We start from the raw sequence: 25,750 nt of genomic DNA, 5'->3' as shown, positions 1-25,750 counted from the left end.
ATTAGGTGATCAGTTTGCTCCGAATCGAGTGATCATTTTAAACTGAAAATCTATGGTCAATTTGACCGTTTTTTCCACCATATCGTTCTCGTTTAATTCCATCAAATTCAAGATTAGGCTGAGGGAAATATTTCCAATATTGTTGCGCTGCAACTCCTTCCATATTAGATGAATCTCCACTTAATACTTTACTGGCTAGAAAAACAAAACTATTTTTTGAATCAGTTATTTTTTCGAGTAGTTTTCCTTGGTTTTTAATTTTTTCAATTATTGTTTGCTGCCATAATTGCTTTTTTAATGGTATAGAAGCTTCAATTTGATTTTTGAATATTTCCTGCTGAATATGATGGCTGTTAAGGTTTAACAGCATTCCGTTGGGAAGATGATTCTTTCCGCAGATAACAATAGAAGTATTGTTATCAACAAGTAAATTTATAGCAGGAATACTGAGGTAGATTTCATTATGATCGAGAACAAGAAAACCAATATCCTCAATTGGGATACAACTCTCCTTCATTTCTGATTTTAGTACTAGCTGATTATTTTTTGTCGTTATGGAAATTTTGTTTTCAATTAAAATAGTTCGTTTTAGCATAAGATTAATTTGAAATTACTAATGGCTGTTGGCTGCACTCAGATATGTAAAGTTCGACTTTAAAGTAATGTTGCTTTTACGGTTTTCCATAATTTAGAAATATATTAAGGTGACAGTTTTTGAAAAGTGTAGATTGATTAATCGTTATAGTCGGATTATTTTAAGAGTAAACTAAAAGTGTAATTTATTATCATTTGTAATGATGAATTAAAATCTTTATATAATTGTAGGTTGCAACGGAGCAGGTAAAACAACTGCTTCGTTTACAATACTTCCTGAAATACTAAATTGTAAGGAGTTTGTAAATGCTGATGAAATAGCAAAAGGGCTTTCGCCTTTCAACCGGAAAAGGTGTCTTTTGAAGCTGGTAGAATAATGCTTAACAGAATAAATGAGTTGTTGTTAAATAATGAAAATTTTGCATTTGAAACAACTTTGGCAACGAAAAGTTATAGATCGAAAGTTACCATAGCTCAGGAAAAAGGCTATAAAGCGATGCTATTGTTCTTTTGGTTGCAAGATGTTGATCTTGCTATTGAAAGGGTAAAGACTAGAGTTCAGGAGGGCGGACATAATATTGAGACGGATGTTATTAAGCGACGATATGAAAATGGAATTACAAACTTATTTAATATATATTTGCCAATAGTTGATGAAGCATTGATTTTTGATAATACAGGTGTAAAAACTGAATTAATTGCACAGAAAATATTAGGTTATGATATCGAAATTAACAATAAAATTAAGTTCGATAAACTCAAAAACATAGAAACATGGAAAGTCACAAAACAACAGCGACTCAGAAGAAGATTATAGACGGAATGGAAAAAGTTTATGAAAATTTAATTGAGTTTAAAAAGAAAAAAAATAGCGATCTGGTGGTCATGGAAAACGGCAAGATTGTAAGGATAAAACCTACTTCATTATAAATAATTATTTTAATCTATTTAAAGCTCTCAGAATTGAGAGCTTTTTTTATTAAATTATATAAGTAATGAAATATATTTATTAGGAGATAATTAAACTTACTCTAGGTTTCCTACTGTTGAAAATGTAGTGACTGTTTTTTATTTGAGATTTTTCACAAAAAGCTGTTATATATAGAGTTAATTTACAATGAAAATAAAAAAGAGCAAGCATAGGATGAAAGAATAGTTTTAAAATCTAATAGACAGTATGATTAAAGAGCAATGTTTTAAATACTTTTATTTTTTATATAAGCGATCCACTTTTCTACTTCATCTTTTATTTCAACTGCATTATGTTTTGGATAGTGTTTTTTTACATATTCAAAGAATTCTGTTCTAGTATTACCTGTTTCCCATTCCATAACACTAAGATAAAGCATTGGCCATTTTTTAGTCTGCTGCATAAATTCATATAATGCAAAATAGGGAGGTCCGTAATACAATGAATTCTCAATAAGTTCATCATAGAAAGGTTTTGTAAAAGCCTTTTTTAGATCTCTGATAATTTCATAAGGGATACGCTGCCTGCTCCCTTCGCGAATTGCTGTTGCGAAGACAGACATACTTTTGTCCTGAAAAAAGGTATAAAGATAATTACGAAATTCCTCTTCCATGATATCACAGAGATCCTGGCTGTAAAAAGCATATTCTTCTTTGAATAGTTCTAGCGAGAAATTACCGGAATGCTTGTTTTCGATGAATTCAATTACTTCCATTTCTAATGTAATGATTTTTTCAAGAGAAGGGCTTCCTACGAGTCCCGCAACAGCTATAATATACTTTGGTTTTGAAAATAATTCGAAAAAATTACTTTTAAAAAAGAGCGTCTTTCTTTCAAAAGTAACCTGCACATACAAAGGATGTGTCATGATTTTACCCAATTGAACTTGTTTGAGTTTTTCGTTGAAATAGGTTTTATAGCTTATTTTAGATAGTTTGTTCATATTGTTTTACGGAATTGTTTGATCTGATATTGGTTATAATATACTTAAAATCGGTACAAATATAGATAAAGTTTTTATAAAATATAAAATTATAAAAACATTTTGTTATCTTAGCATTATGAAAGTTACTAGCGAATGATAAAGGATGGTGAACATTAAAGAAAGTAGTATGGAGAATAAAGAAGTTAATGAAGAGATAAATGAGAAGAGAAGAATTACTCCAGAGAAAGCCTTGGAAATGTTAAGGTCTGAGGGACTGGATGTAACGCTTGAACAAGCTAAGAATGTTTTGGATTTTTTGCGTAAATTAGCAAATATTACAGTAACTAAGTATTTAAAAAGAAGAGGATGAAAATGATAGCAGACTTATATGTAAGAGTGAGTACCGACGAACAGGCAGATAGAGGCTATTCCCAGAGAAATCAGGAAGAAGTACTGCGTAAATATTGTGAAATTAACTCCATTGAGATAAGAGATGTGATTTACGAAGATCACTCGGCAAAGACCTTTAACAGACCCAAATGGAATAAGCTTTTACAAAATTTAAAAAAGTACAAAAACAAAGTTGATCTTGTTTTATTCACCAAGTGGGATAGATTCAGCCGTAACGCTGGTGATGCTTATCAAATGATAAATATCCTTAGGAAACTTGGCGTAGAGCCGCAAGGTATTGAACAGCCACTTGATTTGACTATTCCTGAGAATAAAATGATGCTTGCTTTTTATCTTGCTGCTCCTGAGGTAGAGAATGATAGAAGGGCACTTAATACTTTTCATGGTATGCGTAGAGCAAGGAAAGAGGGAAGGTATATGGGATATGCTCCAGTGGGATATGTTAACAAGGTTAAAGAAGATGGGACTAAGTATATTGCATTTGACCAGCCTGAGGCATCTATTTTGAAGTGGGCTTTTGAAGAGCTTTCAAAAGGAATTTTTAATACAGAACAGGTTCTTTGCATGGCAAAAGAAAAAGGTCTTAAAGCAAGTAAAAATAATTTTTGGAGAGCTATTCGTAATCCTCTTTATTGTGGTAAGATCGTGATTCCAAAATATAAAGATGAAGATCTTAGTTATGTTACAGGACAGCATGAGCCTCTAATATCGCAAATGCTATTTTATAAGGTACAAGATATCCTTGATGGAAGATCAAAAACATATCTGCCAAAAGCAGTTACTACTAAACCGTTTCCATTGCGTGGATTTTTCACTTGTCCGGAATGTTCGAAGATACTAACTGCAAGTATTTCCAAAGGGCGATACAAATACTACCCTTATTACCATTGTAGTGCAGGTTGCAAATTCAGAATAAATTCTGATACGGCTAACGAGGTATTCATAAAGAATTTAAAACAGTATGTTCCCATACCAGAGATAAAAAATCTTTATATTACTGTTTTATCAGAATGTTATAGAGAGCAGACCAAAGAAATATATGAAGAAAAGCTTAAAATAATAGCTCAGCTCAAAGATTATGAAAAGAGACTTTCGCACGCAAGAGATTTATTAGCAACACAACAAATCGATGCTTCAGATTATAGAGATATGAAATCTGACTATGGGGAAGTAATTAACAGACTGGAATTAAAATTAGAAGGTATTAATGTAGATGATCAAGATATTGATGAAATATTAAAAGTCGGTGTAGAAAACCTCTTGAAGCTCAATGAATACTATGATAGCGGGGATTGGTCTCAATCAAGAGATTTGATTGGTTCGATTTACCCTGAGAATTTCACGATTTCAGAAAATCAGTTTCGAACCACTAGAATCAATGAAGTTTTGCAAGTTATATACTTGATTAACAGTAGAATATCAACAAATAAAAAAGGGACAAAGAAGACTTTTTCTTCTTTGTCCCATGTAGTAGCGGGAACAGGACTCGAACCTGTGACCTTCGGGTTATGAGCCCGACGAGCTGCCTACTGCTCTATCCCGCGATGTTTCGGGTGCAAAGATACGCCGATTTTTTAAAAATCCAACGAAAACCTTAAAAAATGTTTTATTTTCTGTATTGAGTTGATATGACTACCTTTGCAAAATAAATTAATACACAAATGTCACATAAAGCAGGTTTTGTAAACATCATCGGGAATCCAAACGTTGGAAAATCAACATTGATGAACGCCTTTGTTGGAGAAAGATTATCGATCATTACATCAAAAGCACAAACAACTCGTCATCGTATTCTTGGTATCGTAAATGGCGAAGATTTTCAACTTATATTATCGGATACTCCCGGAATCATTAAACCCGCTTATGAAATGCAGGAATCGATGATGAACTTTGTAAAATCGGCTTTTGAAGATGCTGATATACTGGTTTATATGGTCGAAATAGGAGAGCAGGACTTAAAAGACGAAGCTTTCTTTAATAAAATCATTCATGCTAAAATTCCGGTTTTATTGTTATTGAATAAAATAGATAATTCAAACCAGGAACAATTAGAAGAACAAGTAGCATTTTGGACAGCAAAAGTACCAAATGCAGAAATTTTTCCAATCTCGGCTTTACAGAATTTTAATGTACCGGAAGTTTTCAGCAGGATTATTTCTTTATTGCCAGAATCTCCGGCATATTACCCAAAAGATCAATTAACAGACAAACCGGAACGTTTTTTCGTAAACGAAACCATTCGTGAAAAAATCTTGTTGAATTACAGCAAAGAGATTCCGTATGCAGTTGAAATCGTAACAGAAGAATTTTTTGAAGACGAAAAAATCATCAGAATCCGTTCGATCATTATGGTGGAACGCGAAACTCAAAAAGGAATTATCATTGGACATAAAGGTGCTGCTTTGAAAAAAGTAGGAACAGATGCCCGTGCCGATTTAGAAAAATTCTTCGGAAAACAAATTCATATTGAACTGGTTGTAAAAGTGAACAAAAACTGGAGAAGCAACGCCAATATGTTGAAACGATTCGGGTATAATCAATAAATTTTTCAAAATACCAAAAAAGTAATTTATGCAAGTTTCGACGAAGTATTCAATATCAATATGTTGCGGACTTATATTGATTGTGGGTATAAATTACTTTTTGAATTCAAAAGAAAAAACGGTTCCATCTAAAGCTGTTATCAAAAAAACAACGTTGATTGAAAAAAAAGAATCAGTTCCTTTTGATACAACGGCTTGTTCTGATAAAGAGGTGAAATTGTTTTTAAGCGAATTTATCAAGCAATTCAGTACTAATAAAGCTTCAAATATTAATAAGTTCATAGATAAAACTAATGGATTGGCCATATTTGTGAAAGATGGATATTATCCCATTTTGAGCTTTCCTAATAAAATTGATGACTGGATCGAATGGTTTGATTTTAAAATCTATGATAATGTAGAATTTGGAAAATTTCCTGAATATCTGGGAGATGGAGAATTTAAAAAGACTGGGTTTTATTATGTGAACTATCAAAATAAATTCCGTCTGGATGATTTTGATGATACTTACAGTAATCGGTCAGATGAAGATAAAAAGCCATTTCGCCAACTCGAAAAAATATGCAATTACAGAGCCGATGTAATGTCTATAGATAAAAGTACGGTTTTGACATTATATTTTAGTATTTATAAAAATAATAAATATTTGGTTGGTATTACTCAGGATGCTGTAGATGATGTTTTATACACAGATCAGGAAAAAGAGTTTGTGCCAATAGATACAGAAGAGCAAGTTGAAGCCTTTTTATCAAATAACAGACGGTTTTGTGATGTAGAGAATAAGGCATATGTTGATTTTGATAAAAAAGAACTTACGTACTATGATTTTGACGATAAACCTTTTCAGTTTAGTAATTATAAAATAGGCCCTGTAAATGTTATTTCAGGAAAAATCAAAATTCGAGATATTAAGTTTTTTAACTCAGATGAAGAAGAAGGGTTTACTTTGAAGTTCTCCAATAAAGGTGATTTTAGCTCTTACAGAATGGGAGCGAGACCTCAATATATTTATGAAAAGTGTAAATAATTAAAAAACACTTATTGAAAATTAAGAAGATTAAAAGGCTTTTACGCAGATTAATAATTAGGTTATTATGATAATATAGAGGCTTCGGGTGCAGGATTAGCTCCTAAAAATAATAAGAAAAATAATAAAAATCTTAGGTACTCAGAAACTTAGTGACTTAGTCACTTTTTTCCCTACCTTTGCAAAAAATTAAAATAAAGCATTTTGAATTACAAGTGATTAGGTTTTTGGGAAACTAAAAATCTAAAATTTATAATCTGAAATCTAAAATTCAAAAAAATGAATAACATTGTTGCGATAGTAGGAAGACCTAATGTGGGGAAATCAACCCTTTTTAATAGGCTGATACAAAGAAGAGAAGCTATTGTAGATTCAGTATCTGGGGTTACCCGTGATAGAAACTATGGTAAAAGCGAGTGGAACGGAAAAGAGTTTTCTGTAATTGATACCGGTGGATACGTTCGCGGATCTGATGACGTATTTGAAGGTGAAATCCGTAAACAAGTAGAGCTTGCTATCGATGAAGCTGATGTTATTATTTTTGTAGTTGATGTAGAAGAAGGAATTACACCAATGGATGATGTTGTTGCGCGTTTATTGCGTAAAGTAACAAAACCAGTTTTATTGGCTGTAAATAAGGTAGATAACGCAATGCGTGAAAAAGATGCTTTGGAGTTTTATAATCTTGGTTTAGGAGATTATTTTACGTTTGCAAGTATCTCAGGAAGTGGAACAGGAGATTTATTAGATGCTTTAATTGAATCTTTTCCAGAAAAACCAGAACCTGTTCAGGAAGAAGTAGTTTTACCACGTTTTGCTGTTGTAGGGCGCCCTAATGCAGGAAAATCTAGTTTTATCAATGCATTAATTGGTCAGGAACGTTTCATGGTAACAGATATTGCAGGAACAACTCGTGATGCAATTGATACAAAATTTGACCGTTTTGGTTTCGAATTCAACTTGGTTGATACAGCGGGAATCCGTCGTAAAGCTAAAGTAAAAGAAGATTTAGAATTTTACTCTGTAATGCGTTCTGTTCGTGCGATTGAGCATGCAGATATTTGTATTTTGGTTATCGATGCAACCCGCGGATTTGAAGGCCAGGATCAAAGCATTTTTTGGCTTGCTGAAAAAAACCGTAAAGGAGTTGTGATCTTAGTAAACAAATGGGATTTGGTAGAGAAAGACACTATGTCGACTCGTGATTACGAAGAGAAAATCAAAAAAGAATTAATGCCTTTTACAGATGTGCCAATTTTGTTCGTTTCGGCTTTAACGAAACAACGTTTATTGAAAGCATTAGAAGCTACGGTTCAGGTTTTTGAAAACAGAAAACAAAGAATTCCAACTTCAAAATTCAACGAATATATGTTGAAAGTTATTGAAGCTTATCCGCCGCCGGCGACAAAAGGTAAATATGTAAAAATTAAATATTGTATGCAGTTGCCAACATTAACGCCTCAATTTGTGTTTTTTGCTAACATGCCACAATACGTTAAAGAACCATATAAAAGATATCTTGAAAATAAAATTAGAGATAATTGGGACTTTTCAGGAGTGCCAATTGATATTTATATCAGAGAAAAATAAAATAGAAAAATCCCCGCTAGTCGGGGATTTTTTATGGATTCGTTTTAATTGAAATGATTTTGCTAAAACTAAATGGCATGCTATTTGAATAAATGTAAAAACTACAATTAAACCTTTTTCGTTTTTTGTAGTCTAACAAATCTAACCTAACCAATTTTATGACTAAATTTTTCTCATTCGTACTTCTTTCCCTTTTTTGTTATTCGGCAAATGCCCAGAACGATATTGTTTTAAAGGGAACAATAGTTGACATTAATACACAATTGCCACTCGAAATGGCTACCGTTTATTTTACCACCGTAAAAGATTCTACCGTAATTGAATATGCCACAACAGATAAAAATGGCTATTTTAGTATCAATACCAAAAAATATGATAAGCCCGTTTTTCTAAAAGTAAACTATATGGGTTATCAGCCTTTTTTTGAAGAAGAAAAAGGACTTCTTGAAAGCAAGGATTTCGGTAAATTATATTTACTCGAAAGTGTAAATGCCTTGGATAATGTCGTAATAAAAAGCGAAGCTCCGCCAATTACAATCAAAAAAGATACTTTAGAATTTAATGCGGCTTCATATAAAGTTCGTCCGGATTCTAATGTCGAAACATTATTAAAACAATTACCTGGCGTTGATGTGGATAATAATGGTAAAATTACTGTAAATGGGAGGGAAGTAACCCAGTTTTTAGTTAACGGAAAAACTTTCTTTGATAAAGACGGAGCCATTGCCCTGAAAAATCTGCCCGCTGAAATAATAAAGAAAATTCAGGTTTCAGATTTTAAAACCAAGAAAGAAGAATTAGCAAAACAAGAATCGACTTCAGATTATTCGTCGATTAATTTAACGATTGATGAAAAGAAAAATAAAGGTTTCTTCGGGAAAATATTAGGCGGATACGGATCTGATGATCGATATGAGAGCAGCTTAATTTTGAACTTTTTTAAGAACAAACAAAAGATAAGTGTTTTAGCATCTTCCAATAATATCAATTCAACCGGATTCGCAATGGATGAGGTTTTTGATAATATGGGCGGAGGAAGAAATAGCAAAGGAGGTTCTCAAAACTCCGGAAGCGGCAAAGGAATTACGCAATCGAATCTAGTTGGTGTAAATTACTCTGATGATTGGTCTAAAGATTTTGAAGCGATGAGCAGTTATAATTTTTCGAATTCAGTCAATAAAAATGATAGCAAATCAGATCAAACCAGTTTTTTACCTACAGGAAATATTCTGACTTCATCAGATTCCAAAACAAGAAACGAAAACACAGGAAACAAAGCTAATTTTGAATTTGAATATAAAATAAACCCAACAACACGATTGGTTGTTGCTCCAAAAGTAAATCAGTCACGATCAAACAGTAATTCATCTTCTTCGACTTTTTCTGAAGATGAAAACGGACAATCATTAAACGAAAGTACTTCAGAATCATACAATGAAAGTACAAGTACTAATTTTGCCAATAGTTTAAACTTCAATAAAGTTTTTGATAAAAAATCACGTAACCTGAGTTTTGTTTTTACAAATAACAATACCAGAAGTGATTCTAATGGATTAAATCTTTCTGAAACTATTTTTTATCAGGACAATAAACCAAATGATGAAAGAAATCAGAATACTAAAAACAGTTCCCGTTCTGATACTTATTCAGCAGATATTGAATACACAGAACCTATAACAGATTCGTTAAGAGTTCGATTTGGAACTGATTTGGATTGGGCCAGTTCTGTAAATGACGAAAAAACATTCAATTTTGATCCTACAACACAAGCATATACGTTTTTAAATGATTCTTTAACAAATTATACAACTTCAAAACAAAACGCTATTACTCCTAAAGTGGGTATAACGTGGCAAAAAAGCAAGTTTACCGTTAATATGAATTCCAGAACTTCTATCGTTGATTTCGATAATTATGCGTTATACCTGGGTTCATCAAATGAGTTGAATAAGAGATATGCTTTGCCTTATGGAAATGCACAAATCAGATATAAGTTTAGCCGTTCAAAAAATTTGACATTCAAATATGATTATTCGAACACACTTCCAACCGCAACACAATTAATGCCGGTTTTAGATTTGTCAAATCCGTTGAATACCGTTACCGGAAATCCAAATCTAAATCCTATCGAAAAAAATACTGCGGGTATTGATTTTAAAAACTTTGATTTTCGTACACGTTCCGGTTATAGCTTGTACCTTAAAGGTGATTATTATAATAATGATGTTGTTTCAACTTCAATTTATGACAAGAGCGGAAAAAGAAAAACAACTTATGTAAACATTTCGGGTACTTATATTGCTTCTGTTGGAGCACAATGGAATCAATCTATCAAACGAGATGCACATGTTTTGAGATATGGTTTTGGTATAAACGGCAGTTATTCTTTTGATAAAGGATTTACCGATGCGGTTATTTATAATGCAAAGTCTACAGCCATTACGCCAAAAGTAAATTTGACTTACGAATATGGTGATTTACTAATCATTTCACCATCATATAGCTTTTCTTATAATGAAACAAAATATGAGAATTATACCAGAGATGCGACTTCAAATGTTATTCACAGAATCAATTTACAAACGACAAGTTATTGGCCTGCGAATTTAATTTTCGGAAATGATTTTGGATATACCTATAATTCTAATATTTCAGATAATTTCAAAAAAGATTTTTACTTGTGGAATACGAGTTTGTCGTATGGTTTCTTTGATAAAAAACTTTACGCAAAAGTAAAAGTTTACGATGTTCTGAATCAAAATCAAAGCGCTACAAGAACAATCTCGGCAACATCTATCCGTGATGAACAAAATACTGTTTTAAAACGTTACATCATGTTTTCTTTAGCGTATAAGGTTGGAAACTTTGGTGGAAATGAAAAAAAAGGTAAAAGAAGACAGAGAGAGGAATAAGTCTTTTGAAGGTTCAAAGGTTCTGAGGGACAAAGGTTCAGAGGGTTTGAGTAACTAAGCTTCTAAGATTTAAGGTAGAGACGCACAGCAGTGCGTCTTTTTTTTTGGTGATTTAATATCACAAATCTGTAATTTAAAGCCTAAGTCTGGAATCTTTGATTTATTAATAAAAAAACGAGGTAAGTTTAAAAACCTACCTCGTTTCATGTATTTAAAATTAACTAATTGTATTACAAAGAATATTTCAATGTAATTCCGTATGTTCTTTGATCTCCAATTACACCGGCATATTGACCAGAGTTTCCTCCTGCAGGCAATAATTGTTCGTAGTAATCTTTATTTAAAAGGTTACGTCCCCAAAATTGAACTGATAAACCTTGCGTTGCACGGAAACCTAAGCGAGCGTTAAAGATTGCATAACCCTGAACTACTAAATATTTTGAAGCAGAAGGGCTTGACGAGAATTCAGAACGAGCATAAGAATCAACCGCTAAAAATATTTTTCCTGAATTTCCAAAGAATTTTGCATTGTCTGAAAGTTCACCGCCTAAAGATCCTGCCCATCTTGAAGCACCAGGCAATTCAGATCCGGATACATCTTTAAACGATACAGGAGCTCCTGTTTCTTCTAACGGAAGTGGTGCATTAGTGAATTTTTCATAAATCGCATCTGTATAAGTTGCAGCACCATTTATCGTTAAATGAGAGCTTACAACAATACTTGCATCTAATTCAACACCTTGTACACGAACTTTATCAGCATTTGCAAGATAACCACGGTTTACACCCAATTCAGCAGCCTGAACGTTAGTTTGAAAATCTTTAATGTCTGTTCTAAAAGCAGCAATATTGAAGATCGAATTTTTGAAAGGAGAAGTTTTTACTCCAACTTCAAAATGATTTACTTTTTCTGGTTTTATAACTGCAAGATCTAATAATGGAGCACCTTTTGAGTCCGTTGGAAGTCCGGCCACGTTTACACCAACAGGCTTGTAACTTTTTGCATAAGTTGCATAAGCGTTGATTTTATCAGCTGCTTTAAAAGTAACTGTTATGTTTCCAGAAAAGTCAGTATTATCAGTACTTGAATCAAAAGCCTGATCAGAATAAACTAGTTTTTTCAAAGCTAAAAGTGCTGGATCAGTAGTATCTAAACCTCCGTATGTTGTACGTGCATAATGTGCATCTTTTTTATCGAAATTATATCTTAAACCCGGTAAAATGTGTAAACGATCTGTAATTGCCCAGTCAATCTGACCAAATACTGCTGCACTCGAAGCTCTGATTCTGGCATCAGTTTTAATTCCGTATCCTTCAAAAAGTCCAGGAGTTTTCCATAAATTACTCGTTGTACTTTGAGCAAATCTCCACTGTGCATTTCCAGATTCTTCAGTACCATCTGTTTGTGATGTTTGATCAATAAAGAATACTCCTGCAACACCAGTAATTTTTGAAGTTAATTGTCCTGCGTAACGAACCTCTTGTGTTATTTGAGTTTGTCTTGTTGGGTTCTGAGATTTAGCCAATACTTGTAAACCTGTAAAATCCCTGTCATTTGATGGATCCCAGTTCCAAAAACGCCAAGCTGTTGTTGAAGTAAGAGTTCCACCTCCAATTTTTGTATCAATATTTAAAGAAAGACCTCCCATATCTTGATTAGAACGCCATGGAGTATCTTGATCAATTTTACGATCAAATGCATTCTGGCTTGGAAGCTGATAATTTAAATCTTTAATAATAGCATCAAATTGACGATAAGCCGCTCTTTGCGTTGGAGCAACACCTGCAACAACCTGTGCATATCCGTCAGGACGTTGTGTTGTAATATCTGCAGCAAATATAATGTCTGTGTTTGTCGTTGGAGTCCAAAGCAATTGACCTCTGATTCCTTGATTGTTTAATGTATTAGTTGCTCTTCCTGTGGCAACATTGTCAATTAAACCATCACGTTGTGTACCTGAAAAAGATAAACGACCTGCAACTTTTTTTCCTAAAGCTCCAGTAACCGAAGCTTTTGCCTGAAGAAAAGAATAGTTTCCATAACTCACTTCAAAATCAGCACCTGAATTGAAACTTGGTTTACGGGTTGTAATGTTAAAAGCTCCCGAAGTAGTGTTTTTACCAAACAAAGATCCTTGCGGTCCGCGTAATACCTCGATTTGCTCTACATCAATAAAATCAAGCGTTGTGGCAGCCGGACGTGCATAATAAACGCCATCAACATAAAAACCAACACCAGGATCGATTCCGTCATTAGTAAGTCCAAAAGGAGAACCAAGACTACGAATGTTAATACCTGTATTTCTAGGATTTGATGAATAAAGCTGAACAGAAGGAACTAGTTCTTTAATTCGGTTAACATTAAAAGCACCTGTTTGTTCTGCTTGTTTACCTGTAATAACAGAAATTGCAATTGGCACATCCTGAACTTTTTCGATACGACGTCTAGAAGAAACAACCACTTCTACAAGCGCATTTTCTTCATTTATAGTAAGTTGTAAAGGTTTTGTAGGTAAAGCAGTAATTTCGATTTCTGTAGTTTTATAACCTACATATTGTACTAATAATGTTAAAGGAAGTCTTCCTCTTGAATCAATTATAAATTTTCCTGCAGCATCTGTAGTAGTACTAAAAGTTGTTCCTTTTATCACAACGTTTGCTGCTTCCAAAGGGATATTTTCATTTGTTGTAACAACTCCTTCAATGTTTTGTGCGAATGAAATAGAAAAGGTTAAAAACGATAATAGTGTAAATATATTTTTTATAGAATTTTTCATTTTGATAGTAATTATATGTGATTAGTAGAATTTAAGATAAATTTTTTTTACCAACACATACATATCATTAATGAATTATTTTTCACAGTTGTGAATTGAAGATTTTTTCTTTGCAAAAGATTTTTTGATACACCTTGTGGACTGAAATGTACGTTCATGGTTAAAATTTTGTAAATGGTTAGTCAAATATTTTTTGCAAATATATATATAAATTCTATCGATCTACTAGGAATTAGAAAATATTTTTTTATTTCGTGACTAATGAGGCTATTGTAATGCCTTCCATTGCTTTAAGAGTTTTATCTCTAATAAGGAGCAAACCGTGACGCAGACTGCATTCAGACTCGGTTTTACAATCAGAACAAGGTTCGTAAAAGTTTAAAGATGCACAAGGTAAAAGTGCAATTGCACCGTCAAATAAACGGTGAATTTCTGCCAAAGTAATATCATTTTTAGATTTTATCAGATAGTATCCGCCAAATTTTCCTTGCTTACTGCTCACAAAACGTCCACGTTTTAGATCTAATAAAATTTGCTCTAAAAACTTTTTAGGTATGTTGGCGCCATCAGCAATTTCTATTGTTTTAGAAATGTGATTTTCGTCCTGTTCTGCTAAATAAAGTAAGGCCTTAAGGGCGTATTTTGCTTTATGTGATAACATCTATTTTGAATTATATAAATTATGAATTATGAATTTTTATTTAGTTTTAAAACCTGAAACCTGAAACAAGAAAAACCTGAAACAAAAACTACCAGCCTCCGCTAGAACCACCTCCAGAGAATCCGCCTCCGCCAAATCCTCCACCGAAGCCACCGCCTCCGCCGCCAAAACCACCTCCAGATGATCCACCACCGAAACCTCCAAAACCGCCTCCGCTGCTTCTGCCAAGACTGCTTAACAGAATTACATCCATCAGGCTTGGTCCACCGCCGTTATTGCCATTATTTCCACCGCCGCCTTTTTTATTTCGGGAAAGTAAAATTAAAACAATTACAATAATAACAATAAATGGTAATATCGGAAAATCTTTTTCTTTGGTTTGTTTGCGTTCGCCTTTAAATTTTCCTTTAAAAACGTCAATTATAGCATCAGTTCCTTTATCAAGTCCGTTGTAAAAACTTCCGGCCTTAAATTCCGGGATAATAATATTTCTAATTATTGTTCCGCCAATTCCTGCTGTCAATCGATCCTCAACACCGTATCCGGGATTGATGGCGATTTTCTTTTCGTTTTTGGCCAATAAAATAATTACACCATTATCATCTTGTTTTGTTCCTCCAATTCCCCAGGTTTGTCCCCATTTTGTAGCCAACTGGCTTACGTCTTCTCCTTTTAAACTTTCAATTGTAATAACTACAATTTGTGTTGTCGTAGAATCTGAGTAGCGAATTAGTTTTTCTTCTAATTGCGCTTTTTCGCCTGCGCTTAAAATATTGGCATAATCGTAAACCGAAGTTTGTTTCTCAGGTATTTTAGGTATTTCGAACTGTGCAAAAATACCGTTACAGGTAAAAAACGCTACTAACAAAAAGGTAAACTGAAAAATTCCTTTGGAATTTGAGATTTTGTTTTTGGAAATTTTCATTATTTATCCTTTTGAGATTTCGTTAGATAATTCGTTCGTGTCACCTTCAGACCACGGAAAATATTTTTTCAATTGTTCACCGGCATTCAAAATACCGTCAACAATACCTTGTTTAAAGTTTCCTGATTTAAATTGTTCCACCATTTTATCTTTGGTACAATCCCAAAAATCTGGTGCAACAACATCATTTATGCCTTTATCTCCACAAATTGCAAAGCTTTTATCTTCAACGGCAAAATAGAATAAAACACCATTTTGAAGTTGTGTTTCATTCATTTTTAATTCATGAAAAACTTCTAAAGCTCTTTCAAAAGGAACTTTAGAAGTTGTTTTTTCTATATGTACTCTAATTTCGCCAGAAGTGTTTTTTTCGGCCACGCGAATAGCTTCAACAATGGTTAATTCTTCTTCTTTGGATAAAAAATCTTCTACTTTTGACATTGAAATTATTTTTAAATGAAGATTAACGATTTTTAATTTCAGAGTTGTATTTCTGCAATCAAAAATCGTTAATCAAAAATTTTAAATCTTTTTAGAATTTTACTTCAACTGGTTTGTCAGCGCCTGTAACAGCTTCAAAGTATGGTTTTTCTTTATAATCTAAGAACCATTTGTTTGGAATAGAAAGTATATAACCATTATATTCCTGAACAGCTTCATTAAAACGTGTTCTTGCTGTTAAAATCTGGTTTTCGGTACTTGCCAGTTCATCTTGTAATTTCAGGAAGTTTTCATTGGCTTTTAATGTTGGATATTGTTCAACAGATACCAATAATTTTGATAATGAAGAAGATACTCCGCTTTGAGCCTGGTTAAACTGAGCCAATTGTTCCGGAGTTACATTACTTGGGTCAATTGTTACTGCTGTAGCTTTTGCACGAGCTTCGATAACAGCTGTTAAAGTTGATTTTTCAAAATCTGCAGCTCCTTTTACGGTATTTACTAAGTTTCCGATAAGATCATTTCTTCTTTGGTAAGCTGTTTGCACATTTCCCCATTCTTTATTAACTGCCTGATTGTATTTTAAACCGGTATTTTTAATTCCAATTGACCAAAAAGCAATAATTGCAATTAATACTACAATAATTCCTACAGGGATTAACCACTTTTTCATATCTGTTTTGATTTAAGTTTATTTTTAATGAGGTATAAATATATTATAATTCGTTTTTAATTTCGTTTAATTGTGTTTTTATGGTCTCTAATTTACGTATTATTTCGAATTTATCTAATGTTTTCTTTTGTCCTTCTTTCAAATGTGTTTTGGCTCCGTCGAGCGTAAAACCTCGTTCTTTTACTAAATGATAAATCAATTGAAGGTTTGTAATATCATCAGGCGTAAACATTCGGTTACCTTTAGCATTCTTTTTAGGTTTCAAAATATCAAATTCGCTATCCCAAAACCGGATTAAAGATGCATTGACATTAAAAGCTTTGGCAACTTCGCCAATGCTGTAATATCGTTTATCTTTAGAAAGCTCAATATGCATGATTTTTGTTTTTCTTATTTATTTCAAAATTACTACTTTTTATAGTATTAATCTAATGACTGGTTTTCCTGGTTTGCCATGTGTGAAATTGCCACATATTCGACTGCTGAAATATTTCCGTAATAAAAATTCAGCGGATTCACGACTTTTCCGTCTTTATGTACTTCGTAATGGCAGTGTGGTCCTTCAGATCTTCCGGTGCTTCCCACATAACCAATAACATCGCCTCGTTTGACATGTTGTCCCGCTCTGCAATTGTATTTGCTCAAATGCGCGTATAAACTCTCGTATCCAAAACCATGCCTGATGACAACATGATTTCCAAATCCCGAAGCCGCATCGTCAGCTCGTGCCACCACGCCATCGCCTGTAGCATAGACGGGAGAGCCTGTACTGGCTGTGAAGTCCATTCCGTTGTGCATTTTTCGCACTTTCGTGAAAGGATCAATCCTATATCCAAAACCTGACGCAACGCGTTTTAGATTTTCATTTCGAACTGGCTGAATGGCAGGAATTGCTAATAATAAATTACCTTTTACGCTCGCCAATTTTAAAATCTCATCTAATGATTTTGATTGAATAGCCAATTGTTTTGATAATTTATCAATTCGTTTTGTGGTATTTAAGACTAATTGCGAATTGTTGTATCCTTCTAAATCTTTATATCTATTAAGATCTTTAAAACCTGACTTTCGAATAGAATCCGAAATTTCAGCTTTGTTGAAATAAACTCTGTAAATGTTGTTATCTCTGTCTTCTAAAGCTTCAGTTACAGCATCAATTTCGTCTAGTTTTTTATTCAAAATAGAATATTGCAATTTTAAATTTTCCATTTCACGTGTTAGTAAACGATCTTTTGGAGTTTCGAAATACGGAGTATTGATTAAAAGTACAAAAACTAAAAAACCAAACAGCGCCGAAGCCAGCAAAAACAGTAATGCGTAACCGATTTTGATTCTTTTTCTGGTTTTTATTTTTGTATAAGCCAGATTTTCTGAGTCGTAATAATATTTTACTTTCGCCATATTTTAAAATACCCTATTTTTGCAGCTTGTAAAATAGTTTGTCGAACAAATTTAATAAATGTTTCAAATGTTCACAGCTTTTTTCCAAGAATAAAAAAACAATTCGATAATTAGATAACGGGGCAATTAGGCGATTAATTATAATTTTTTTGATAAGATTTTCTAACTGGCACATTTTCAAATTATCACATTTTCAAATTGACACATTTTCTAATTAAAATATGAAATCACAAGACGTACGTAAACAATTTTTAGACTTTTTTAAAAGTAATGGACATTTAATTGTTCCTTCAGCTCCTATCGTTCTTAAAGACGATCCAACTCTTATGTTCAATAACTCGGGAATGGCCCAGTTTAAAGAATATTTTTTAGGAAACGGAACTCCAAAAAGTAAAAGAATAGCCGATACGCAAAAATGTCTTCGTGTTTCAGGAAAACATAATGACCTTGAAGATGTAGGTTTTGATACGTATCATCATACTATGTTTGAGATGCTTGGAAACTGGTCTTTTGGAGATTATTTCAAAAAAGAAGCTATCAATTGGGCATGGCAACTTTTAACGGAAGTGTATAAAATTCCAAAAGAAAATCTTTATGTTTCTGTTTTTGAAGGAAGCAAAGAAGATAATGTTCCTTTTGATCAGGAAGCTTGGGATATCTGGAAAACTTTAATTGATGAAGACCGAATTATTCTTGGAAACAAAAAAGATAATTTCTGGGAAATGGGTGATCAGGGACCATGTGGACCTTGTTCTGAAATTCACGTTGATTTACGTCCGGAATCTGAAAAAGCATTGGTTTCAGGAAAAAGTCTGGTAAACAACGATCATCCTCAAGTAGTTGAAATCTGGAATAATGTATTTATGGAATTCAACCGTAAAGCTGACGGATCTCTTGAAAAACTTCCTGCACAACACGTTGATACAGGAATGGGATTTGAGCGTTTGTGTATGGCTTTACAAGGAAAAACATCAAATTATGATACCGATGTTTTTACTCCGCTAATTGAAAAAGTAGAACAAATTACAGGTTTAAAATATACATCTGATGAAGTAAAAAACATCAGTGAAGAACAAAATAAAACCAATATTGCGATTCGTGTTGTTGTAGATCACGTTCGTGCGGTTGCTTTTGCAATTGCTGACGGACAATTGCCATCAAACACAGGAGCTGGTTATGTTATTCGTAGAATTTTGCGTCGAGCAATTCGTTACGGATTTACTTTCCTGAATACTAAAGAACCTTTTATCAATAAATTGGTAGAAGTTTTGGCAAATCAAATGGGAGAATTTTTTCCGGAAATCAAATCACAACAACAATTAGTTACCAATGTAATTCGTGAAGAAGAAGCTTCTTTTTTAAGAACTTTGGATCAGGGTTTACAGTTGTTAGACAATGTAATTGCACAAACTACTGGTTCAGAAGTTTCTGGGGCAAAAGCATTTGAGTTGTATGATACTTTTGGTTTTCCGAAAGATTTAACGGCTTTGATTTTGAAAGAAAAAGGAATGTCTTTCAATGAAACAGAATTTGATGCATCAATGCAGGAACAAAAAAATCGTTCACGCGCGGCATCAGAAGTTTCTACAGAAGATTGGTCAGTTTTAATTCCTGGAAACATAGAAACTTTTGTGGGATATGATAAAATAGAAAACGAAGTAAAAATCACTCGTATTAGAAAAGTTGATTCTAAGAAAGACGGAATTCTTTACCAAATTGTTTTAGATAATACACCATTTTATCCAGAAGGAGGAGGACAAGTTGGAGATAAAGGAACTTTAGTTTCGGCAAACGAAACAATCGAAATCATCGATACTAAAAAAGAAAACAATTTGATTTTGCATTTTGCAAAACAATTGCCTGAAAATATTGAAGCTGGTTTTGTAGCAAAAGTAAATAACGATTTAAGAGGTTCAACTTCTAAAAATCACTCGGCTACGCACTTAATGCATTTGGCTTTGAGAAACCTTCTTGGAACTCACGTAGAGCAAAAAGGTTCATTGGTAAATCCAAACTACTTGCGCTTTGACTTTTCGCATTTTTCTAAAGTTTCAGATGAAGAATTACGCCAGGTTGAAGCTAGTGTAAATGCGCAAATTGAAGCGCAATTGCAATTAGTAGAACACAGAAATATTCCGATTAAAGAAGCATTAGATAAAGGTGCAATGGCTTTATTTGGAGAGAAATACGGAGATAATGTTCGTATGATTGAATTTGGTGACAGTAAAGAACTTTGCGGTGGAATTCATGTGAAAAACACGGCAGAAATCTGGCATTTCAAAATTATTTCTGAAGGTGCAGTCGCAGCTGGAATTCGTCGTATTGAAGCGATTACAGGTGATGCAGTAAAAGACTTCTATCAAAATCAGGAGAATACTTTATCTGAATTAAAAGAAACATTAAAAAATCCGCAGGATATTTTAAAATCAGTAGCTTCTTTACAAGACGATAATGCGAAATTGAAAAAACAAATTGAGCAATTATTAAAAGAAAAAGTTGGAGCTTTAAAATCAGAATTGGAGAAAGATTTTCAAGTAATTAACGGAATCAATTTTCTTGCAAAACAAGTAGATTTAAGCATGGCATCGACTAAAGATTTGGCTTCTGTTTTAGGAAGTTCAAAAGCAGATTCGTTTGTGTTTTTAGCTTCTATTGAAGATGGTTTGCCAAATATTCACTGTTATATTTCTAAAGAATTAGTTGCTTCTAAAAGTTTAAATGCAAATGCAGTAATTAAAGAATTAGGAAAATATATTGACGGAAATGGAGGAGGACAGCCTTTCTTCGCTTCTGGAAAAGGGAAAAATGCTAACGGAATTGCTGAGGCTTTGACTAAGGCAGTTGAGTTTGTGAAGTAAGGATCAATCAAAAACTTTTTCAGGATATTAAAATTTGAAATTTAAATAATTATGTATAAAAAATTAAAACTAATAATAATTGTTTCAATTATTTTTACATCATCTAGTTATTCTCAAAGATATCAAATATATGAAGGAGCATTTGAAAATTTAAGTAATATTAACTCATTTAAAGTAGAGTTTAATTATGAAAATATTCAAGTAAATGGATTTGAATCTGAAGAAGATTTTTTAAAAGAAAAAATGGAAAAAAGAAAAGCTAATCCTGAAAAAGCTGAAAATTTCAGACGGGATTGGTTTTCAAATCGAGATGAATATTATAATCCGGCCTTTATAAAATATTTTAATAATTATTTTAAAAAAGGAGAACGTAAAATTGTTGTTGATTCTCAGTATTTAATGAAAGTGAACTTAACATGGATTTATCCGGGATATGCAATAGAGCCTGCAAAATTATCTGCAACAATTGATTTTATCGATACAACTAATTCGAAAAAACTACTTGTAATTCATTTTGAAAAAGTTATTGGAATTGAGAAAAAAACAATAGAAGTCAATGAGTATGAAAGAGTCACTGGCGCATTTGAAAAACTGGCCAAAAACTTGGCGATTCAATTAAAGTAGACACTTGCAAGTCCAGGCTTGACTGTGTGAAAAGTCATTTTATTTCTGATTAGAGAATATTTTAATATTATATAAAATTTATCAAGCAAACCCGACAGGTTTTTAAAACCTGTCGGGTTTTGTATTTAAATATAATAAGTGTTTTCAGGTCTAAGGCTAAATATTAAAATTTAATAGCCAGCTTTGGCTGGATGAAAAATGTATTAAAATTTAAGGGCTTTAGCCAAACATTTACGTTTGGCTAAAGCCCTTTTTTAAATTCTTATTTCTTCATCCGGCTAAAGTTGGACGTTATTCTTAGAACCTTAGTAACTTAGCATCTTAGCGACTCAAATTATTTTCTTTCTCCAATTTGCTGGCGCCACATAGCGTAATACAAGCCTTTTTCAACTATCAAATCTTCGTGTTTACCAGATTCAATAATCTTACCTTGTTCAAGAACAAAAATTCTATCAGCATGCATTACAGTTGATAATCTATGAGCGATTAGAACCGTGATTCTGTTTTTGTCGGATATGTTTCTGATTGTTGCGTTGATTTCTTCTTCAGTAATAGAATCTAAAGCTGAAGTTGCTTCATCAAAAATCAATAAATTCGGATTTCTTAAAATAGCGCGAGCGATCGATAAACGTTGTTTTTCTCCACCAGAAACTTTAATTCCACCTTCACCAATGGTCGTGTTTAAACCATCTTCGGCACGTTTTAATAACTTTTCACAGCTTGCTCTTTTTAGCGCATCATATACCTCTTCATCAGTTGCATTTGGTTTTACAAACAATAGGTTTTCACGAATTGTTCCGGAGAATAATTGTGCATCTTGGGTTACGAATCCTAATTGTTTTCTTAAATCTAATAAATCAATTTCAGTAGAATCAATTTCATTATAAAGCACTTGCCCTTCTGCAGGCGTGTATAGTCCAACTAATAATTTTACTAAAGTAGTTTTTCCGGAACCAGAAGGTCCAACAAAAGCAACCGTTTGGCCTTGTTTAATCTCGAAATTAATATTTTCAACCGCTTTAAATTTAGCCGTTTTATGTTTGAAACTTACATTAGAAAAAAGCAGCGATTGAATAGCGCCAACATGTTTCGGGCTTTTAGGACGAAATTCTTTAGGAGCACTTAACAAAGTTTTGAAATTCTCCATAGAAACCTTCGTTTCATTTAATGCAATAATGAAATTCCCAAGTTCCTGTAAAGGTCCAAAAATGAAAAAAGTAAAGAAAACCATCGTAAGTAAATCACCAACAATAATCTTTTGTCCAAACAAGAAATAATACAAAGTAAAAACAACGCAGGTTCTTAAAAAGTGAACTGTTGTTCCCTGAATAAAACTCAAACTTCTGATAAAACGAATTTTTTCTAATTCAAGTTGCAGGATTTTAAACGTATTTAAATTCAAACGTTTTTCTTCCTGATACGTTAAACCAAGACTTTTTACAAGTTCAATATTTCTTAAACTTTCTGTTGTAGATCCGGCCAGTGCATTGGTTTGATTTACAATTTTTCTGGAAACAATTTTGATCTTTTTACCTAAATAAGAACTAATAATAGCAATAATAGGGGCTGTAATTAAAAAGATAATTGAAATGCGATAATCGATTCGGGCAACATAAACAATTACGAATATGAATCCGATAATAGTTTGAAAGATTAAAGAAATCGAAAGTGTAATCAATTTTTCAGAATCAGAACGAACTTTAGTCAATTTGCTTAAAGTTTCGCCGCTTCGTTGATCTTCAAATTCGGCATAAGGTAAATCAAGCGATTTTTTAATTCCGTCAGTATACATTTGTGCACCAGTTCGCTGAATAACAACATTGGTAAAATAATCTTGAAAGTTTTTGGTAATTCTCGAGATCATTGCCGCACCAAGCGAAAGACCCAGCCAGAATGATAAAGACTTGATAAAGCCCATTTCATTTCCAGCATATTTGTGTAATCCAACACCGCAATCCTGCATTAATTTTCCGGTAATAATAGAATCTGATAAGCTGAAACAGATATTGATTGCAGCCATAATCAAAGCAAAAAACAGAAGCATTTTATGTTTGATTATATAAGAATATAGTAATTTCATATAGAGTATAATAAAAAAATAGAAGATGCAAAAGTAGTGAATAGTTTTGCTTTGTGAAGTTGATTTATTGTTATTAATAATGTAATTTTTGTAAATAGATTTTAGAGTATAGGATAGTATTTATTTGTTCTCAATAATTTTATAAATCTTTGGGCTCTATCTCAAATAAATTTCCACTATAAATCTTAAGAAAAGAGCTAGGTGTTTATACGGTATTTGGTTTTTTGTATCATTTTTTTAAACAAAATCATGATTTATGTATTTAGTTGTATTCTAGTTAATTACGATTTGGTTAAATGTGATTAAGAAAAAAAACAACTTTTTTGTGTTATAAAAGACTTAAAATTAGTTGGATTCTAGATAGTGTTTCGATTACATTTATTGTAATTATTAATATTTAAATTATAAAAATGAAAAAATTTTTACTTCTTTTTTGTGCTATAAGTTTAGCACTAACTTCATGTTCTAGTGACGATGATTCATCTGATTCAGTTTTACTTAAAAAAGTTGTTATAACAGGATCGGGAGGAAAAACAACAGTAAATTATACATACGATGGTAATAAGCTTGTAAGCGTTGTTGATGATTTTAAAGTGATCAATATGCATTATACTTACACAGGAGACTTGATTACTAAAATTGATTTTAAACTTCCTGATGGATCGATAGAGCAAACAAATTCATTTTCATATGGAACAGATGGAAAATTAACAACTTTTGTAAGAGTTGAATTTGATGAAGATGACTTTAAAGGATACAAAGAAGTGTATACCTATAATGCTAATGGTACAATTTCTGTAAAAGCTTATAGCGGAGATGATAAAACTCAAACTAATGCTACAGGAACATCTACAATTACATTTGTTAACGGAGATGTATCTGAAATTACAAGTACAAATTCGCCTAATCACAAATACACTTACGATGATAAAAATAATTCCGCTAAAAATGTATTAGGTCTTGATAAAATTGCTTTTGTAGATGGTGAAGGAACTGACGTTTTTCATAATGAACTTTCTGATACTTCAGATGGAGAAGTTTGGTCTACTTATAGTTTTACTTATAATTCAGATGGATATCCTGAAAAAAGTACTTCTAATGAAGAAGGAGAAGACTTTACTTCAGAATTTTTCTACTAATAGTTAATTTGCCCCACAAATAAAAAAGTCCAATATTCTTCTTGAATATTGGACTTTTCTTATAAAATAAATTAAACGTATATAGGCTAATAATCAGATTTTTAATACTGAATTAGCAGTGCTTTAGAACAATAAAAAAAACACATAAATTTATTTTTTTTTGAGAAAAAAGTTACGTGTTATTAAAGAACCAAATGAAATGTATATTTTTTTTAAAAAATAATGATTTTATATATTGATTTGACTTTTAAGTCATTGCAATAATATAAGTGGTAAAATTCTTAAAAACATGATTTTTTATTTTTTTAATTGTTAAAAAATGTTAAAATTTATTCAATTTATCAATTTTGTTTGGTCTATATTTATTCGAATTTAAACCTAAAACCTACGTAAAATGAAAAAATTTTTACCCTTTTTTGGAGCATTGGCTCTATTGTTAACTTCTTGTTCAAGTGATGATAATAATGATGATGCAACTGCATCAATTAAACCAAGTAAAATTGCTTATTCTTATGCAAGCAGTGATTCTGACTATTCTTTGGATATAAAATATGATGGCAACAAATTAATAAGCCAGACTACTGATGATGGAGAAGTATATAAATTTACTTATACCGGAGACGTAATAACTAAAGTTGAATTCTTTAATACAAACAAGCAACTTCAATATACTACAGAATATGTATATACAGGTGGAAAGTTAACTTCATTAACTGAGAAATCGAATAATGAAGTATTAAAAAAAGCAGTTTCTACTTATAGTAAAACAAAGTATACATATAATGCTGATGGTACAATTACAGCTCAACGATTTTATGTATACCAAGACGGTACTGAACAAGAACAAGGCAGTGTTATAAAAATTACCATTAAAGATAGCAATTACAGCAAAGCAGAAACGAGTTATAATAGTAACCTGCAATATACAACTACGTATGAGTATGATTCAAAAAATAACCCTTTTAAAAATATTACAGGATTTAATTTATTAATTGATTGGCAAACAGATGCGTCTCGTAATAATGTAACTAAACAAACAAAGGTAAGACCTGAAAGTCAAGGAAAAACATCAGCTGATACGCAGGTAAGTACTTATTCTTATATATATGATTCTAATAATTTTCCAACAGAGCAAAAATCTTTTAACGGCGAAGGAACATTAACCCAAACTGCAAAATATACATACTAATACCTAAACG

20 protein-coding genes, 1 tRNA gene and 1 pseudogene are annotated in these 25,750 nt (G+C 32.3%); 11 read left to right on the top strand and 11 right to left on the bottom strand.

Annotated features, from left to right (window positions below):
- Nucleotides 1-37 precede the first annotated feature (37 nt).
- Nucleotides 38-595 (bottom strand): type II CRISPR-associated endonuclease Cas1, encoded by a 558-nt coding sequence (cas1, locus tag GKZ86_RS22265; RefSeq protein WP_230328255.1) that lies wholly within the window; start codon nt 593-595, stop codon nt 38-40.
- A gap of 220 nt (nt 596-815) precedes the next feature.
- On the opposite strand from cas1, the pseudogene GKZ86_RS22260 reads away from it, so the two are divergent.
- Nucleotides 816-1,411 (top strand): annotated as a pseudogene (locus tag GKZ86_RS22260) (AAA family ATPase).
- 379 nt (nt 1,412-1,790) lie between these two features.
- On the opposite strand, the gene GKZ86_RS22255 reads toward GKZ86_RS22260, so the two are convergent.
- On the bottom strand, nt 1,791-2,507 hold the full coding sequence (locus GKZ86_RS22255; RefSeq protein WP_154785241.1) for a hypothetical protein: 717 nt from the start codon (nt 2,505-2,507) through the stop codon (nt 1,791-1,793).
- A 169-nt stretch (nt 2,508-2,676) separates the two neighbouring features.
- Here GKZ86_RS22255 and GKZ86_RS22250 point away from each other — a divergent pair, with 169 nt between their 5' ends.
- Together GKZ86_RS22250 and GKZ86_RS22245 are read left to right on the top strand one after the other, a co-directional pair.
- Entirely contained in the window at nt 2,677-2,859 is a 183-nt protein-coding gene (locus GKZ86_RS22250) for a hypothetical protein (protein ID WP_154785240.1), read from the top strand.
- Nucleotides 2,856-4,412, top strand: coding sequence for a recombinase family protein (locus GKZ86_RS22245; RefSeq protein WP_154785244.1), 1,557 nt, complete (start codon nt 2,856-2,858; stop codon nt 4,410-4,412). The genes GKZ86_RS22250 and GKZ86_RS22245 overlap by 4 nt, the downstream gene beginning before the upstream one ends.
- Here GKZ86_RS22245 and GKZ86_RS22240 read toward each other — a convergent pair.
- Nucleotides 4,372-4,444: transfer RNA gene (locus GKZ86_RS22240), tRNA-Met, on the bottom strand. The two genes, GKZ86_RS22245 and GKZ86_RS22240, sit on opposite strands and share 41 nt — an antisense overlap.
- Nucleotides 4,445-4,561: 117 nt before the next feature.
- Between GKZ86_RS22240 and era the strand changes: the two genes are divergently transcribed.
- The 4 genes from era to GKZ86_RS22220 all read left to right on the top strand — a co-directional run bounded on the left by era (nt 4,562) and on the right by GKZ86_RS22220 (nt 10,972).
- Nucleotides 4,562-5,443 (top strand): GTPase Era, encoded by an 882-nt coding sequence (gene era / locus GKZ86_RS22235; protein WP_026985744.1) that lies wholly within the window; start codon nt 4,562-4,564, stop codon nt 5,441-5,443.
- Between the two features lie 28 nt (nt 5,444-5,471).
- The gene (locus GKZ86_RS22230; RefSeq protein WP_154785239.1) at nt 5,472-6,470 is read left to right on the top strand and encodes a hypothetical protein; all 999 of its coding nucleotides are present in this window, start codon (nt 5,472-5,474) and stop codon (nt 6,468-6,470) included.
- A 279-nt stretch (nt 6,471-6,749) separates the two neighbouring features.
- Nucleotides 6,750-8,060 (top strand): ribosome biogenesis GTPase Der, encoded by a 1,311-nt coding sequence (der, locus tag GKZ86_RS22225; protein WP_154785238.1) that lies wholly within the window; start codon nt 6,750-6,752, stop codon nt 8,058-8,060.
- 158 nt (nt 8,061-8,218) lie between these two features.
- Complete coding sequence (locus GKZ86_RS22220; protein ID WP_154785237.1) at nt 8,219-10,972, top strand: outer membrane beta-barrel protein; 2,754 nt, start codon at nt 8,219-8,221, stop codon at nt 10,970-10,972.
- 230 nt (nt 10,973-11,202) lie between these two features.
- On the opposite strand, the gene GKZ86_RS22215 is transcribed toward GKZ86_RS22220, so the two are convergent.
- The 7 genes from GKZ86_RS22215 to GKZ86_RS22185 form a co-directional block, all read right to left on the bottom strand.
- Nucleotides 11,203-13,749, bottom strand: a complete 2,547-nt coding sequence (locus GKZ86_RS22215; RefSeq protein ID WP_154785236.1) for a TonB-dependent receptor — start codon at nt 13,747-13,749, stop codon at nt 11,203-11,205.
- A 247-nt stretch (nt 13,750-13,996) separates the two neighbouring features.
- Complete coding sequence (locus GKZ86_RS22210) at nt 13,997-14,410, bottom strand: Rrf2 family transcriptional regulator (RefSeq protein ID WP_059115950.1); 414 nt, start codon at nt 14,408-14,410, stop codon at nt 13,997-13,999.
- 88 nt (nt 14,411-14,498) lie between these two features.
- A complete protein-coding gene (locus GKZ86_RS22205) occupies nt 14,499-15,335 on the bottom strand; it encodes a YgcG family protein (RefSeq protein WP_154785235.1) in 837 nt (278 codons plus the stop codon).
- 3 nt (nt 15,336-15,338) lie between these two features.
- On the bottom strand, nt 15,339-15,776 hold the full coding sequence (locus GKZ86_RS22200; protein WP_154785234.1) for a TPM domain-containing protein: 438 nt from the start codon (nt 15,774-15,776) through the stop codon (nt 15,339-15,341).
- A gap of 91 nt (nt 15,777-15,867) precedes the next feature.
- A complete protein-coding gene (locus GKZ86_RS22195) occupies nt 15,868-16,449 on the bottom strand; it encodes a LemA family protein (protein ID WP_154785233.1) in 582 nt (193 codons plus the stop codon).
- A gap of 43 nt (nt 16,450-16,492) precedes the next feature.
- Nucleotides 16,493-16,825: a MerR family transcriptional regulator gene (locus GKZ86_RS22190; RefSeq protein WP_154785232.1), complete on the bottom strand. Its 333-nt coding sequence runs from the start codon at nt 16,823-16,825 to the stop codon at nt 16,493-16,495.
- Between the two features lie 47 nt (nt 16,826-16,872).
- Entirely contained in the window at nt 16,873-17,850 is a 978-nt protein-coding gene (locus GKZ86_RS22185; RefSeq protein ID WP_154785231.1) for a M23 family metallopeptidase, read from the bottom strand.
- 221 nt (nt 17,851-18,071) lie between these two features.
- On the opposite strand from GKZ86_RS22185, the gene alaS reads away from it, so the two are divergent.
- Together alaS and GKZ86_RS22175 are read left to right on the top strand one after the other, a co-directional pair.
- A complete protein-coding gene (alaS, locus tag GKZ86_RS22180) occupies nt 18,072-20,708 on the top strand; it encodes an alanine--tRNA ligase (RefSeq protein WP_154785230.1) in 2,637 nt (878 codons plus the stop codon).
- 51 nt (nt 20,709-20,759) lie between these two features.
- On the top strand, nt 20,760-21,332 hold the full coding sequence (locus GKZ86_RS22175; protein WP_154785229.1) for a hypothetical protein: 573 nt from the start codon (nt 20,760-20,762) through the stop codon (nt 21,330-21,332).
- Between the two features lie 334 nt (nt 21,333-21,666).
- On the opposite strand, the gene GKZ86_RS22170 is transcribed toward GKZ86_RS22175, so the two are convergent.
- Nucleotides 21,667-23,412, bottom strand: a complete 1,746-nt coding sequence (locus GKZ86_RS22170) for an ABC transporter ATP-binding protein (protein ID WP_154785228.1) — start codon at nt 23,410-23,412, stop codon at nt 21,667-21,669.
- Between the two features lie 410 nt (nt 23,413-23,822).
- On the opposite strand from GKZ86_RS22170, the gene GKZ86_RS22165 reads away from it, so the two are divergent.
- Together GKZ86_RS22165 and GKZ86_RS22160 are read left to right on the top strand one after the other, a co-directional pair.
- Entirely contained in the window at nt 23,823-24,551 is a 729-nt protein-coding gene (locus GKZ86_RS22165; protein ID WP_154785227.1) for a hypothetical protein, read from the top strand.
- A gap of 394 nt (nt 24,552-24,945) precedes the next feature.
- Nucleotides 24,946-25,740, top strand: coding sequence for a hypothetical protein (locus GKZ86_RS22160; RefSeq protein WP_154785226.1), 795 nt, complete (start codon nt 24,946-24,948; stop codon nt 25,738-25,740).
- The last annotated feature ends 10 nt before the right edge of the window (nt 25,741-25,750 follow it).

Source organism: Flavobacterium sp. LC2016-13 (assembly GCF_009707955.1).
Classification (GTDB): Bacteria; Bacteroidota; Bacteroidia; order Flavobacteriales; family Flavobacteriaceae; genus Flavobacterium.
This window is presented reverse-complemented; position numbering and strand designations above follow the sequence as displayed.